Origin of the sequence: Streptomyces sp. NPDC127100, from assembly GCF_042724095.1 — a bacterium.
Taxonomy (GTDB): domain Bacteria; phylum Actinomycetota; class Actinomycetes; order Streptomycetales; family Streptomycetaceae; genus Streptomyces.
Map to the genome: position 1 here is coordinate 1 of NZ_JBHXFL010000068.1, position 13433 is coordinate 13433.

Genomic DNA, 13433 nt, shown 5'->3' on the forward strand with positions numbered 1-13433 from the left:
CGCGGTACCGCGCGACCGCCGCCGGCGCGCTGTGCCGCCGCACGACCGCGGGCCGCGCACCCTGGGCAACCGCACAGCCCTGAACCGCGCACCCCGCGAGGGAACCGCAGGTGGGGCGGCCGACCCCCGGCCGAGCCGATGCGCGGCCCGCGTGGACCGGTGGCTTCCGCCTCTGGTTACGCGCGCGTAACCTCCCGGGAATGACCGGAGAGACGACCGTACGTACGGCCGTGCGGATCCACGGCCGGGGCCCGCAACCACGGGCGGTGGGGGCGCTGCTGGACCGACTGCGCACCCGCAGCGGCCACCTGGTGGTGACCGGGGAGCCCGGACTCGGCCGCACCACCCTCCTCCAGTGGGCCGCCCGCTCCTTCACGGCCGGTCCCGTGCTGCGCCTCGGCGCCCGGGCGGACCGGTGCGCACCGGTGACGGCCGAGGACCTCCTAGCCACCCTGCGGGCGGCGGCCGGCGACGGCCCGCTGCTCGTGTGCGTGGACGACGCGCACCTGTGGGACCCGCCGGCCCGGGCCGCCCTGGGCCGCGCGGCCGCGCTCCTGCGCCCGGCGGACCGGACCGGCCTGCTCCTGTCCGTGGCCGCGTACCGGGCCGTCGACCAGGAGTACGCCCATCTGCCCGCCGTACGCCTGGACCCGCTGACGCCGCCGGACGCCGACGCCCTGCTGGACGACGCGACCGGCGGCACCTCCGACCCGGCCGTGCGCGCGCACCTGCTGGCCGAGGCCGAGGGCAACCCGGCCCTGCTGCTCGCCCTGGTCCGCCGTCTGACGCCCGCCGAACTGCGCGGGCACCGCCCGCTGCCCAGCCCCCTGGCCGACGCCGGCACCCTGGACGAGGTGGCGGGCGGCGCCCTGACCGGCCTGCCGCCGGACGCACGGGACCTGCTGCTGACGGTCGCGGCGGCCACCCGGGCCCCGGACACCCCGGACGCCGACGCGGACCTCGTCCTGGACGCCGTACGGCACCTGCGGCCGGCCACCGCGCCCGCGCCGTGCCTGGCGCCCGCGCCCGGACTCCTCGCGCTCACCGAGGGCCGGCTCCGCTTCCACAGCCCGCTGGTGGCCCGCACCGTCCACGCCACCGCCGCACCGGACCACCGGCGCACGGCCCACCGCGCGCTGGCCGAGGCCATGGAGGCGGCCGGTCGGCGGCTCCCCGCGCTGCTGCACCGTGCCTGGTCCCTGACCGGCGCCCGCGGCGCCCCGGCGCTCGCTGACCGGCTCGCGGCCCGGGCGGCCGACGAGGCCACCGCGTCGCACCGGCTGCGCGCGACGGCGTACGCCCGCGCCGCCGAGCTGTCGGCGGACGGCCCGGCGCGGGCGGAGCGGTACACGGCCGCGGCCGAGCAGGAGCTGCTCGCCGGCCGGCCCGACCGTGCGCGCCCGCTGCTCGCCACGGCCGGCGGGTGCGCCGCGCCCGCCGTGGTGCGGGGGAGGGCCGAACTGGTGCGGGGGCTGACGGAACTGCGGGACGGCCCCGTCGGCGACGCGCACCAGTCCCTGCTGCTGGCCGCGTCCCTGCTCGCCGCCGAGGCCCCCGGCCAGGCCGCGACCGCCACCATGGCCGCCGCCGACGCGGCCTGGGCGGCCGGTGACCTGCCGGCGTGCCTCGCGGCCCTCGGCCCGCGACCGCACCCGCCCGACCGGAGCCCCTGCCCCCGGCGCGGCGACCGGCCGCGCCCGACCGCCGCCGTGCCGTCCTCCGACCCGGTGCACGACCACCGCACCGGCATGCGGGCGCTGCTCGAAGGGCGGCTGGACCGCGCGGCGGCACCGCTCGGGCAGGTCGTGGCACGTGCCGGGACCGAGGAGCGCCCCGAGGGCCTGCTGAGGGCGGCGGCGGCAGCGCTGCTGCTGGGTGAGGTGGACGCCGCCCGCCGGGCAGGGGCGCGGGCCCTCGCCGCCGCCCGACACCTCGGTTCGGACACGCTGGTCCCGCAGGCACTGGAGTACCTGGCCTACGCCGAACTGCGCGCCGGACGGCACCCGCAGGCCCGCGCCCACGCCGAGGAGGGCCTGCGCACCGCGCTGCGGGCCGGGCAGCGCAACACGGCCGCCCACCACCGGGCGGTACTGGCCCTCGCGGCGTCGATCGAGGACGAGCCGGACGCGGTCGCCCGGCACGTGACGGCCGCGCTGGCCACCGCCCGCCGGCACGGACTGGCCCAGGCGGCCACGCTGGCGGAGTGGGCGGCGGCCCGGGCCGACCTCGGGCGCGGCCGGCCCCTCGACGCCGCCGACCGGCTCGGCCTCCTGGTCCTCCCCGGCCCCCGGCGCGGGCACTTCGCGGTGTGGCGGCTCGCCGTGCCCTGCTTCGTGGAGGCCGCCGTCCTCGCCGGCCGGCACGAGGACGCCCGGTCGCTGCTCACGGACTTCGCCGGCTGGGCGGCCTTCGGCGCCGACCCGCAGGCCGCCGCCCAACTGGCCCGCTGCCACGCCCTGCTGGCCCGGCCGGAGGACGCCGACGCGCTGTACGTGGGCGCCCTCGCCCAGCACGACGAGGCGGGCGGCGACTTCGAACGGGCCCGCACCGCCCTGCTGTACGGGAAGTGGCTGCGCCGCCGGCGCCGCCCGCGCGAGGCCCGTGACCGCCTCGGTGCCGCGCTGGCCGGCTTCGAACGCTGCGGCGCCGGTGTCTGGGCCGACCAGGCGCGCGACGAACTGCGGGCGCTCGGGGCCGCCCCGCGCGCCTCCACGAGGACCGGCACGCTCACCCGCCTGACACCGCAGCAGCTGCGCATCGCCCGGCACGTCGCGGAGGGCGCCACCAACCGGGAGGTCGCGCTGACCCTGGCGGTGAGCACCCGCACCGTCGACTACCACCTCCGCAAGGTCTTCGCGGCCCTCGGCGTACGGTCCCGGCTGGAGCTGGCACGGGTGGTCGAACAGGCGGAACAGGGGCAACGGGCCGAAAAGACCGGTGCACAACCCTAGGGACCGACCAGACGGTATGCCATCCTTCGGGGCAGGACGAGTCAGGGGGCGAACCGGGCGCGGGCGGACGGCCCGCGACGGGCCTCCTCCGTGAGCCCTGCCCTGGGGAGGACCGCGATGCAACACGCCGTACGGTCACGAGCAGCGATCCGCACCGCCGGACTGACGCCCGTTCCGCGCCCGCGGACACCGGGCGTCGCCTCGCTCATGGACGCCGACGCCCTGCGGGTCCTGCACCGGGCGGCCCGCGGGCTGCTCGACGACCTGCCGGGGCTGACGGACCGGCTGGTGGCGCTGCTGCGGGAGTCGGAACCGGCCTACCGCGCCGCCCTGGCGAAGGATCCCACCGGGACCTGGCAGGAGGCGCACCGTTCGCTGCGGCACAGCGTGACGTCGCTGCTCGACCCGCGGGGCTCCCGGGACGCGGCCCGCCGCTGTTCCTGGCGGATCGGCGCCACCCGCGCCGAGCAGGGACTGCCGCTGGACGCCCTGCTGCACGCCTTCCGCCTCGGCGGCTCCCTGGTGTGGCAGCGGCTGGTCGAGGAGACGTCCCGCACCGCCCCCGAGGACGTCCGGCTGCTGGTGCACGTGGCCGCCGACGTGTGGAACTTCGTCGACGAGCACTGCACCCTCGTCGCGGACGCCTACCGGCAGACCGAGTGGCAGCTGGGCCGGCGCCGCGAGAACCGGGCCCGGCTGCTGGCCGCCGGTCTGCTCGACGGCACCAGCCGCATCGCCGACCTGCCCGAGGCCGCGCAGGCGCTCGACCTGCCGGAGCAGGGCCGCTACGTCGTCGTCGCCGTCACCGGCGCACACCCCGCCCGGGCCGCCGCCGCCCGGGCCGCCGCCGTGCCGGACGGGACGCGCGTCCACTGGCACACCGGGGCGGGGGTGGACTACGGCATCGTCCTGCTCGGTGCCGGGGGCGAGGAACCGCCGGTTCCGGGCGACGCCGTACCGGGTGTACGCATCGGCGTCGGCAGCCCCGTCGAGGGACTGGCCGCCGTCGGCGACGCGCGCGGGTTCGCGGACACCGCGCTCCGCATCTGCCCCGAGGAGGGCGGCACCGTGCGGCTGGCCGACCACCTCCCCGCCGCCCTGGTCGTGGCCGGCCCAGAGCTCGGACGGGCCCTCGCGGACCGGGTGCTGGGCCCGCTGCTGCGCCTGGAACCCGCCGACCGCGACGTCCTGCTGGACACCCTGACGACGTGGCTCGACTGCGACGGCTCGGCGCAGCGGGCCGGCGAACGCCTCTACTGCCACCGCAACACCGTCCTCAACCGGCTGCGCCGATGCGAACAGCTCACCGGCCGCTCCCTGGCCCGCCCGGCCGACCTGGTCGAAATCACCCTCGCCCTGACCGCCCACCGCCTCCTCCCCACCTGACCCCCAACCACCACGCCCGAGCCGCGGGGGCCATGCCGCCCCAGCGGCGGGCAGTCGTGCCGCTGGGGCGGCACGGGTGGGCGCAGCGGCACCCCGCACCGCCGGGCAGTGCCCCCACCGTGCGGCGGTCCCCGTGCCGGGCGCCGCGCATCGCCGGGCAGTGCCCCCACCGTGCGGCGGTCCCCGTGCCGGGCGCCGCGCATCGCCGGGCAGCGCCCCCACCCCACGCCCGGCCCCCACCGGGCCCCGCCCCGAACCCCCCGGTGGGCATCCGCACAGACTCACCGCCCCCGGACTGGGACGCCGCAGCAACCCACCCCCAGCCCCCTGTACGCGCACCGGCCCCCGTGCTGTGGTGGGCGCCCCTTCCCCCGTCACCGTGCCGCTCCAAGCACGGTCCTCAGGAGCCGCGATGCCCGCAGCACCACCGGACGGTGAGCCCGCGCTGCACGTCGAGAGCCTCGACGTGACGTACGGGCGCGCACTGTCCGCTCTCCGTTCCGTGTCCCTGACCGTCCCGCACGGCGGCGTCGTCGCCCTGCTCGGCGCCAACGGCGCCGGCAAGACGACCCTGCTGCGCGCGGTGTCGGGCACACTGCGCCTGCACCGCGGCGCGATCACGGCCGGCCGGGTCCGCTACGGCGACACGGCCCTCGACGGCCGCGACCCGGTCGCCGCCGTGCGTGCCGGAGTCGTGCAGGTGCCCGAGGGCAGGCGGGTGTTCGCCGGTCTCACCGTCGACGAGAACCTGCGGGCCGGCGGCCTCGGCCTCTCCCGGCGCGCCCCGGCCCAGGTCCGCGAGGCCCGCGACCGCGTCTTCGCCCTCTTCCCCCGGCTCGCCGAACGCACCCGCCAGGCCGCGGGCCTGCTGTCCGGCGGCGAACAGCAGATGCTCGCCATCGGACGCGCCCTGATGGCGGCCCCCCGCCTGCTCCTCCTCGACGAACCCTCCCTCGGGCTCGCCCCGCTCATGGTGGACCGGATCGCCGAGGTGGTCCGTGAGATCAACACCCAGGGCACCGCCGTCCTGCTGGTCGAGCAGAACGCCGGCATGGCGCTGTCCCTGGCCGACCACGCCCACGTCCTGGAGGTCGGCGAGGTCCGCCTGTCCGGCCCCGCCGGCGAACTCGCCCGCACCGACGCCGTACGCCGCCTCTACCTGGGCGAGGCCGCCGACGACCAGGGGGCCGCGTGACCGCCCGCACCACCGCACCCCCCGTGCTCGAGGTCCGCGGCGTGACCGTGCGCTTCGCCGGCCTGACCGCCCTCGACGACGTCTCCTTCACGGTCGCCCCGGGCACCGTGCACGCCGTCATCGGACCCAACGGCGCCGGCAAGTCCACCTGCTTCAACGTCCTGTCGGGCCTGTACCGGCCCGCCGCCGGCACCGTACGGCTCGGCGACGCCGAACTGACCCGGCTCGCCCCGCACCGCATCGCCGCCCTCGGTGTGGCCCGCACCTTCCAGAACATCGTCACCACCCAGGGAACCGTCGCCGACAACCTGATGCTCGGCCGCCACGCCCTGACCCGCGCCGGCTTCGCCGCCAGCGCCCTGCGTCTGCCGCGCGCCGTGCGCGAACAGCGCGAACACCTCGCCAAGGCCCGGGAGATCGCCGAACTCACCGGGCTGGGAGCCCACTTCGACGCACCTGTCGCCCTGCTCTCCTACGGCGACCGCAAGCGGGTCGAACTCGCCCGCGCCCTCTGCCTGGAGCCCCGTGTGCTGCTGCTCGACGAACCCGTGGCCGGCATGAACGCCGCCGAACGCGTCCGCATGACCGAGGTCGTCCGGGAGGTCCGCGCCGAACTGGGCCTGTCCGTCGTCCTGGTGGAGCACGACATGGGCCTGGTGATGCGCCTCGCCGACGACGTCACCGTCCTCGACTTCGGCAGGGCCATCGCGCACGGCACCCCGGACGAGGTCCGCCGCGACCCCGAGGTGCTGCGCGCCTACCTGGGCACCGGTACCGGCGGGGAGGACGCGGCATGAACGGCTTCCTCGACAACCTCCTCAACGGGCTCGCCCTCGGCTCGGTCTACGCCCTGATCGCGCTCGGCTTCGTCACCATCTTCAAGGCCTCGGGCGTCCTCAACTTCGCCCACGGCTCCCTGCTGCTGCTCGGCGGCTACCTCGTCGCCGTCCTCCACGACGACCTCGGCTTCGCCGGCGCGCTGGCCCTCGCCGTCGTCGTCACGGCCGCGGTGGCCGGCGCCCTCGACCGCCTGCTCCTCCAGCGCGGGGAGCAGGACGCCCACGGCGCCCATGTGCAGACCATCGTGACCATCGGCGTCGACATCGTCCTGGTCACCGACCTGACCCGGCGCATCGGCGGCGACCTGCTGCCCCTCGGCGACCCCTGGGGGGACGCGGTGACCGACCTGGGGCCGGTGACCGTCGCCGACAGCCGCGTCGCCGCGATCCTGGTGTCCGCCGCGGCCATCGGAGGTGCCTTCGCCCTCTTCCGGTTCACCCCCTGGGGGCTGTCCCTGCGCGCCGCGGCCGAGGACGCCGAGGCCGCCGCCCTCATGGGCGTACGGCTGACCCGTATCCGCACCGTCGCCTGGTGCCTGGCCGGCGGCCTCGCCGCGCTCGCCGCGGTCTTCCTCGTCGCCTTCCCGGCACCGGGTCTGGAGCGCACCACCGGGCAGATCGCCCTGAAGGCCTTCCCGGCCGCCATCCTCGGCGGCATGGCCTCCCCGGTCGGCGCGCTGGTCGGCAGCATGCTGATCGGCCTCACCGAGGCCTTCGTCGCCGGCTACCAGTCCGACCTGCACGTCCTCGGCGAGGGCTTCGGCGACGTCGCGCCGTACGCCGTGATGGTGCTCGTCCTCCTGGTCCGCCCCGCGGGCCTGTTCGCGGCGAGGGGAGCGGCCCGTGTCTGACCTCCTCAAGGCCGGCGGCCTCCTCAGGCGCGGCCCGCTGCTCCTGACCGCCCTCCTCCTGTGCGCGCTGCCCTTCTACCTGGACGCCTTCTGGCTGCGCATCGGCCTGTTCTCGATGGCCGCGGCCATCGGCGCCGTCGGACTCGGCCTGCTCAGCGGCACCGCCGGACAGCTCTCCCTCGGACACGCCTTCTTCCTCGCCGTCGGCGCCTACGGGTACGTGTGGCTGGCGGGCGAGCCCGGGCCGGGGCTGCCGTCGGCTCTCGCCGCGGTCCTCGCGGTGCTCCTCGCCGGGGCCGCGGGCGGACTGTTCAGCCCCGTCGCCGCCCGGGTGAAGGGCATCTACCTGGGCGTGGCCACCCTCGCCCTGGTCTTCCTCGGCCACCACGTCCTGCTCACCGCGGACTCCGTCACCGGCGGATTCAACGGCCGCTCGGTGCCGCCGCTGGTGCTCGGCGGTTTCACGTTCGCCGAGTCCGACCCGGAACTGACGGTCCTGGGCGTCCCGTTCGGCGCCGAGGAACGGCTCTGGTACCTGGGGCTGGCCCTGTTCGCCGTCACCTGGTTCACCGCGCGCGGACTGCTGCGCGGACGCCCCGGGCGTGCCCTGGTGGCGCTGCGCGACAGCGAGACGGCGGCGTCCGTGATGGGCGTCCACGTGGCGAAGTACCGCTCGGCCGCCTTCGTCGTCTCCTCGATGTACGCCGGCCTCGCGGGCGTGCTGCTCGCCTTGTCCTTCCGCCGCGTGGTGCCCGACTACTTCTCCCTCGCCCTCTCCGTCGACTACCTCGCCATGATCGTCATCGGCGGCCTGGGCTCCGTCGCCGGTGCCACCGCCGGGGCCGTCTTCGTCACCGCGCTGCCCCTGCTGATGACGCGCTACGCCGACCAGCTTCCCCTGGTCGCGACACCCGGCTCCGGCGACGGCTCGATCGGCCCCACCGAGGCCGCCCGCTACCTCTACGGCGCGGTGATCGTCGTGATCCTCCTCTTCGCCCCCGACGGCCTCCACGGCCTCGCCCGCCGGACCCGCGCCCGCCTGGGCCGCAGGCCCCCCGCCACCGAACCACCCGGCACCGGGCCCACGCCCGGGACCACACCGGCCACCACCGCACGAGCCAAGGAGCACACCCCGTGAACGTCACGCACCCCAGGCCCCGCACCACCCGGACCGCCGCCCTGGCCGCGGCGCTGGCCGCCGTGCTGCTCGCGGGCACCGCCTGCAGCTCCAAGGCGGACGGCGGGAGCACCGACGACGCCGCCGACGGCGTCAAGGCCGGTCCCGGCGTCAGCGAGAAGGCGATCAGGCTCGGCGCGCTCACCGACCTCACCGGCCCCTACGCCACCCTCGGCAAGAGCATCGTGCAGGCCCAGCAGCTGTGGGCCGACGAGACCAACGCCGCGGGCGGCATCTGCGGGCGCAAGGTGGAGATCGTCGTCAAGGACCACGGCTACGACGTGCAGAAGGCGGTCACCGCCTACGCCGACATCTCCCCGGACGTCGTCGCCCTGCCCCAGGTCATCGGCTCGCCGGTGGTGGCCGCCCTGCTCGACGACATCGAGCGCGACCACATGCTGACCTTCCCGCAGGCCTGGGCGGCCTCCCTGCTCGGCAAGGACTCCGTCCAGGTCCTCGGCACCACCTACGACCTCGACATGATCGCCGCCGTCGACTTCCTCACCCGTACCAAGAAGGTCGCGAAGGGCGACACCATCGGCCACGTCTACTTCGAGGGCGACTACGGCGCCAACGCGCTGGAGGGCTCGACGTGGGCCGCCGAGAAGGCCGGGATGAAGGTGGTCGGCCAGAAGATCAAGGCCACCGACACCGACCTGTCCGCCCAGGTGTCGGCGCTGAGCAAGGCCGGGGTGAAGGCCGTGCTGATCAGCGCCGGCCCCGCCCAGACCGCCTCCCTCGCCGGTGTGGCCGCCTCCAAGGGCCTGACGGTGCCGATCGTCAGCAGCGCGCCGGGCTACGCTCCGCAGCTGATGAAGACCCCCGCGGCGAAGGCGCTGGAGGCCATGGTGCACGTGGTCAGCGCGGCGCCGGCCGTCAGCTCGGACCTGCCGGGCGTGCGGAAGATGGTCGCCTCCTACGGGAAGAAGTACCCGGGCTCGCCGGTCGACTCTGGCGTGCTCTCCGGCTACAACGCCGCCCAGTTGATCGGCGCCGACCTGAAGAAGGCCTGCGAGGGCGGCAGCCTGACCCGTGAGGACGTGGTCGAGGCGCACCGTTCGCAGCGGAACGCCGACACCGGCCTCGGCACCCCGCAGAACTTCACCGACGTCTCCGCGCCCGCGAGCCGCTCCACGTATGTGCTCAAGCCCGACGCCAAGGCCGTCGGCGGCCTGGTCGGCGTCGAGGAGGCCCACCAGGCGCCGGGGGTCGACCCGTACCTGTCCGCGCGCGGCTGACGAACATGAGCGACCGTCAAGTCACGCACGGCCAAGCTGCCTTGGCGGTCCCTCGGTCCCACCCCTGGTTCGCCTGTCCGCCCGGTCTCTAGGATGTACTCTCTGTCATGCCAGTGCAGTTGGTGCGGTACGAGCTGGGGGAAAGATGCAAGCCGACAAGCAGCTGTCCACGGAGATCGACGCCAACGTGCCAACGGCCGCACGTATGTACGACTTCTATCTGGGCGGCAAGGACAACTACGCGGCCGACCGGGCGGCGGTCGGGGAACTCGACAAGGTCGTCCCCAGCACCCGTCGGCTGGCCCTGAACAACCGGCGCTTCCTGCAGCGCGTGGTCAGGACCCTCGCCCAGGAGTACGGGATACGCCAGTTCCTCGACCACGGCTCCGGTCTCCCCACGCAGGACAACGTGCACACCGTCGCGCAGCGCGTCGACCCCGAGTCCCGCGTGGTCTACGTCGACAACGACCCGATGGTGCTGGTCCACGGCCGGGCCCTGCTCGACCAGAACGACCGCACGGCCGTCATACACGCCGACATGCGCTCGACCGAGGAGATCTTCTCCCACCCGGAGACCCAGCGCCTGATCGACTTCTCGGAGCCGGTGGCGGTGCTGTTCAACTCGGTCTTCCACTGCATTCCGGACAGTGAGACCGACGGGCCGAAGGCCGTGGTCCGCCGCGTGACCGAGCGGCTCGTGCCCGGCAGTTACGCGGTCATGTGCCAGCTGGTCAGCGACGATGCCGAGGTACGGAAGTTCGTCACCGACTTCATGGGCCAGGCGACGCAGGGCAACTGGGGGCGCGTGCGCGAGCCCAAGGACGTCGAGGCGCTGTTCGAGGGCATGGAGATCATGGAGCCGGGCCTGGTGGAGGTCTCCACCTGGCGGCCGGACAGCGAGGTCGCTCCCCGCCAGCTCAGCGACGAGTGGATCGAGTTCGGCGGCCTGGGCCGCATCCTCTAGCACTCGCGCAGCCCGGGGCCGTGCGCGACGGCGGAAACGCCGGCGCACGGCCGGCTCGCCGCCGACCCCTCCGCGAAGCGCCGTCCCGCTCGCGCTTCTCCGCTCAGCTCGCGGCGTAACGCCCCGACACGCACGCGCTCAGCATCTCCAGGGACGCGCGCGGAGTCAGCGCCTCGTCGGCCAGACGGTCCAGGGCGACCCGGTACTCCTCGGTCTCGTCCTGGTCCTCGAGGAAGTTGGCGCTCCTGATGTGCTCCAGGTAGACCACGTCGGGAAGGTCGCTGCCGCCGAAGCGGAGGTACGTCACCGGGATCGCGGGCGCCGACGCGTTGGTCACGTCCAACGGCACGATCTGCAAAGTCACATGAGGCCGCCGTGCCATCGCGACGAGGTGCTCGAGCTGTTCCCGCATGACGTCGCGGCTGCCCAGCACGCGGAGCAGCACCGACTCGTCGATGATCGCCCACAGCTGCGGCGCGTCCGGACGGAGTAGCAACTCCGCCCGTCGCATGCGCAGTTCGACACGCCGCTGGACCTCCGCGGCCGGCGCGCTGGGCAGGCCGCGCTCGACCACGGCACGGGTGTACGCCGCCGTCTGGAGCAGTCCGGGGACATACTGGATCTCGAAGGTGCGGATGGTCGCCGCGGCCTCCTGGAGGCCGACCAGGCGGTCGAACCACTCCGGCATCAGACGCTTGTCGTACCGCTGCCACCAGCCGGGCTCGCCGGCACGCCGCAACAGCTTCAGCAGCACCGAGGCCTCGTAGGCGTCGGTGCCGTAGCGGTCCAGCAGCGCACGGACGTCGTTCTCCGCCGGGGGCCTGCGGCCCTTGCCCGACTCGATGCGCGACAGCTTCGCCGGGCTGAACCCGAGCTCCCGGGCCGCCTGGTCCTGGGACAGGCCGGCGTCCTCGCGGAAACCCGCCAGCTGCACGCCGACGAGCATCTTCAGGAGCGTGGGGGCCGGCTCGGTCCGGTCCAGATAAGGTTCGAGACGGGAGATGCGAGGCGACGCGGCGGACATCGTGACTCCCAGCAGACCGGCAGACTTGATGAACACACTATCTCATCCCGCCGCTCCACACCGCATGAGCCCGCGCGAAATGGGTAGTTGACCTCCGCTTCGCTGTCGGCGTGCGCAGCGGCGGCCCCCTCCCGTACCCGCCTCACAGCAGGTGGTCGAACTCGCCGTCCTTCGCGCCGGCCAGGAAGGCGGCCACCTCCGCGGGGGTGTAGACGAGCGCGGGGCCGTCCGGGTCACGGGAGTTGCGCATCGCTATGCCCCCGTCGACGAGGGCCACCTCGACGCAGTTGCCCTCGGCGTTGCTGTGCCGGCTCTTCTTCCAGCGGGCGTCCAGCGAACTGGCCCGCACTCCGTTCCGCACTGGTGGCACCGCAGTCTCCTTGCTGTCCGGGGGAGCGGACCCCGTCGCGGCGGCCGTCCGTGCTCCCACCCGATTTTTTCTGCGCAATTTCTCGTGCAATTGCACGCGATCGCTGTCTGCGTGGATAATAGCCGTGGCGTCAACCGTTAAACAGGCGCCCCGTACTGACGTCGCATCAGGGAGATGCCGTGCCGTCACCTGCGCATCCACTGCTCCGCCCGCCCGGCGGGCCCGTGCCGGAGACGGACGCGGCGAGCCGGTACGACGGGCTCCCGCGCACGGCACGAGCGGCCGGTCGCCCCGCCGAGTGGCCGTCCCCCGGTATCGACGCGACACCGTGCGCCCCACCCGCCCCCGCGTTGCTGGGCATCGCCTGCAGCGCGGAGGGGTTCGCCCGCGCCCGGACGTTCACACGGGACACGCTGCGCCGGTGGTCCCTCGACCACCGCGGTGACGACGCGGTCCTGGTGATCACCGAGCTCGCCGCCAACGCCGTGGCGCACGCGGCGCCGTCGGCGGCGACGGACCGGCCGGAGATCGGGCTGGCACTGACCCTGCGCCCCGGCCGCCTCCTGCTGAGCGTCTCCGACGCCGGCGGCGGCGTGCCCGCGCGCACCACGTCCGACGACCGCGACCTGCGCGAGCACGGCCGCGGTCTGTGCATCGTCGAGGCCCTGGCCGAGGACTGGGGCTGGACCCCGAGACCTCCGGCGGGCAAGACCGTCTGGGCCGCGTTGTCGACCCGCACCCTCACCTGACCCGACTGCCGCGGAAGGGCCCCACACCATGCGCAGCGCTCCGACCCCACAGCCGAGCACCAGGCGCACCGACCGTCACCCGCCGGCGGCCGGTCCGCTCCGTACCGCGCCCCTCGCCGGCCTGGACCGGGTCCCGTGGGACCGGATCCAGGACTCCAGCGGCTCCGCCGCGGCCATCCCCCGGCTGCTCGACAAGGTCGCCCGCGGTGACGCGGAGACCGCCCGCGCCGCCCTCGGCGATCTGCGGAAACGGATCTGCCAGTACGGCTTCGTCGTCGAGCAGGCCACCGCGGCGACCGTGCCCTTCCTCTGGGAACTGGCCCAGCGGCCCCAGGTGAACTGCCGGGCCCAGATCATCCAGTTGCTCAAGAACATCGCCGACGCCCGGCAGTGGGAGACCACCGCCACCGCCTATCCCAAGCTCCTCAACCACCGGGAGAACCCGGTGGCGTGGGAGCGTGCCGCCCGGCAGGCCGTCCGCGACCGGCGGGGCGAGCTGGAGCGGCTGCTGGCCGAGGGCGACAGCGAGATCACGCGGGCCACGACCGAACTGGCCCGCACGCTCGGAGACTGAGGCCCGCGCCCTCCACGGGGGAGAAGGCGCGGGCCTCCCTCCCGCCCTGCGGGACGGTGTGGCGCGGTCCCGGCCGAAGAGGTAAGAAAGCGCGAGGCTAGAAAGCGCTTGCCCT

12 protein-coding genes are annotated in these 13433 nt (G+C 75.0%); 10 read left to right on the forward strand and 2 right to left on the reverse strand.

Annotated elements, in window-relative coordinates:
• The first annotated feature begins 200 nt into the window (after positions 1-200).
• The 8 genes from ACFWJB_RS33650 (at position 201) to ACFWJB_RS33685 (ending at position 10601) form a co-directional block, all read left to right on the forward strand.
• Positions 201-2951 carry a LuxR C-terminal-related transcriptional regulator gene (locus ACFWJB_RS33650; protein ID WP_386927023.1) on the forward strand — a complete coding sequence of 917 codons (2751 nt, stop codon included), beginning with the start codon at positions 201-203 and terminating at the stop codon, positions 2949-2951.
• 117 nt (positions 2952-3068) lie between these two features.
• Positions 3069-4337: a helix-turn-helix domain-containing protein gene (locus tag ACFWJB_RS33655; protein ID WP_385473412.1), complete on the forward strand. Its 1269-nt coding sequence runs from the start codon at positions 3069-3071 to the stop codon at positions 4335-4337.
• A gap of 412 nt (positions 4338-4749) precedes the next feature.
• The gene (locus ACFWJB_RS33660) at positions 4750-5532 is read left to right on the forward strand and encodes an ABC transporter ATP-binding protein (protein ID WP_385471986.1); all 783 of its coding nucleotides are present in this window, start codon (positions 4750-4752) and stop codon (positions 5530-5532) included.
• Entirely contained in the window at positions 5529-6329 is an 801-nt protein-coding gene (locus ACFWJB_RS33665; RefSeq protein WP_386927026.1) for an ABC transporter ATP-binding protein, read from the forward strand. The genes ACFWJB_RS33660 and ACFWJB_RS33665 overlap by 4 nt, the downstream gene beginning before the upstream one ends.
• The gene (locus tag ACFWJB_RS33670) at positions 6326-7222 is read left to right on the forward strand and encodes a branched-chain amino acid ABC transporter permease (protein WP_385471980.1); all 897 of its coding nucleotides are present in this window, start codon (positions 6326-6328) and stop codon (positions 7220-7222) included. The genes ACFWJB_RS33665 and ACFWJB_RS33670 overlap by 4 nt, the downstream gene beginning before the upstream one ends.
• The gene (locus ACFWJB_RS33675) at positions 7215-8360 is read left to right on the forward strand and encodes a branched-chain amino acid ABC transporter permease (RefSeq protein ID WP_386927028.1); all 1146 of its coding nucleotides are present in this window, start codon (positions 7215-7217) and stop codon (positions 8358-8360) included. Before ACFWJB_RS33670 ends, ACFWJB_RS33675 begins: the two co-directional genes overlap by 8 nt.
• Positions 8357-9637 (forward strand): ABC transporter substrate-binding protein, encoded by a 1281-nt coding sequence (locus ACFWJB_RS33680; RefSeq protein WP_385471974.1) that lies wholly within the window; start codon positions 8357-8359, stop codon positions 9635-9637. Before ACFWJB_RS33675 ends, ACFWJB_RS33680 begins: the two co-directional genes overlap by 4 nt.
• 145 nt (positions 9638-9782) lie before the next feature.
• Complete coding sequence (locus tag ACFWJB_RS33685) at positions 9783-10601, forward strand: SAM-dependent methyltransferase (protein ID WP_386927030.1); 819 nt, start codon at positions 9783-9785, stop codon at positions 10599-10601.
• A gap of 103 nt (positions 10602-10704) precedes the next feature.
• Here ACFWJB_RS33685 and ACFWJB_RS33690 read toward each other — a convergent pair whose 3' ends face one another.
• Together ACFWJB_RS33690 and ACFWJB_RS33695 are read right to left on the reverse strand one after the other, a co-directional pair.
• Positions 10705-11625 (reverse strand): helix-turn-helix domain-containing protein, encoded by a 921-nt coding sequence (locus tag ACFWJB_RS33690; RefSeq protein WP_386927056.1) that lies wholly within the window; start codon positions 11623-11625, stop codon positions 10705-10707.
• Positions 11626-11767: 142 nt separating this feature from the next.
• Positions 11768-11995 (reverse strand): DUF397 domain-containing protein, encoded by a 228-nt coding sequence (locus ACFWJB_RS33695; RefSeq protein WP_385471968.1) that lies wholly within the window; start codon positions 11993-11995, stop codon positions 11768-11770.
• Between the two features lie 179 nt (positions 11996-12174).
• Here ACFWJB_RS33695 and ACFWJB_RS33700 point away from each other — a divergent pair, with 179 nt between their 5' ends.
• On the forward strand, positions 12175-12744 hold the full coding sequence (locus tag ACFWJB_RS33700) for an ATP-binding protein (protein WP_386927032.1): 570 nt from the start codon (positions 12175-12177) through the stop codon (positions 12742-12744).
• A gap of 28 nt (positions 12745-12772) precedes the next feature.
• Positions 12773-13318 carry a hypothetical protein gene (locus ACFWJB_RS33705; protein ID WP_385471962.1) on the forward strand — a complete coding sequence of 182 codons (546 nt, stop codon included), beginning with the start codon at positions 12773-12775 and terminating at the stop codon, positions 13316-13318.
• The last annotated feature ends 115 nt before the right edge of the window (positions 13319-13433 follow it).

Bases quoted from the DNA above. Each gene is read 5' to 3' on its own strand.
- ACFWJB_RS33690 (WP_386927056.1), bottom strand. From the start codon at position 11,625: ATGTCCGCCGCGTCGCCTCGCATCTCCCGTCTCGAACCTTATCTGGAC.
- ACFWJB_RS33660 (WP_385471986.1), top strand. From the start codon at position 4,750: ATGCCCGCAGCACCACCGGACGGTGAGCCCGCGCTGCACGTCGAGAGC.
- ACFWJB_RS33650 (WP_386927023.1), top strand. From the start codon at position 201: ATGACCGGAGAGACGACCGTACGTACGGCCGTGCGGATCCACGGCCGG.
- ACFWJB_RS33685 (WP_386927030.1), top strand. From the start codon at position 9,783: ATGCAAGCCGACAAGCAGCTGTCCACGGAGATCGACGCCAACGTGCCA.
- ACFWJB_RS33705 (WP_385471962.1), top strand. From the start codon at position 12,773: ATGCGCAGCGCTCCGACCCCACAGCCGAGCACCAGGCGCACCGACCGT.
- ACFWJB_RS33655 (WP_385473412.1), top strand. From the start codon at position 3,069: ATGCAACACGCCGTACGGTCACGAGCAGCGATCCGCACCGCCGGACTG.
- ACFWJB_RS33670 (WP_385471980.1), top strand. From the start codon at position 6,326: ATGAACGGCTTCCTCGACAACCTCCTCAACGGGCTCGCCCTCGGCTCG.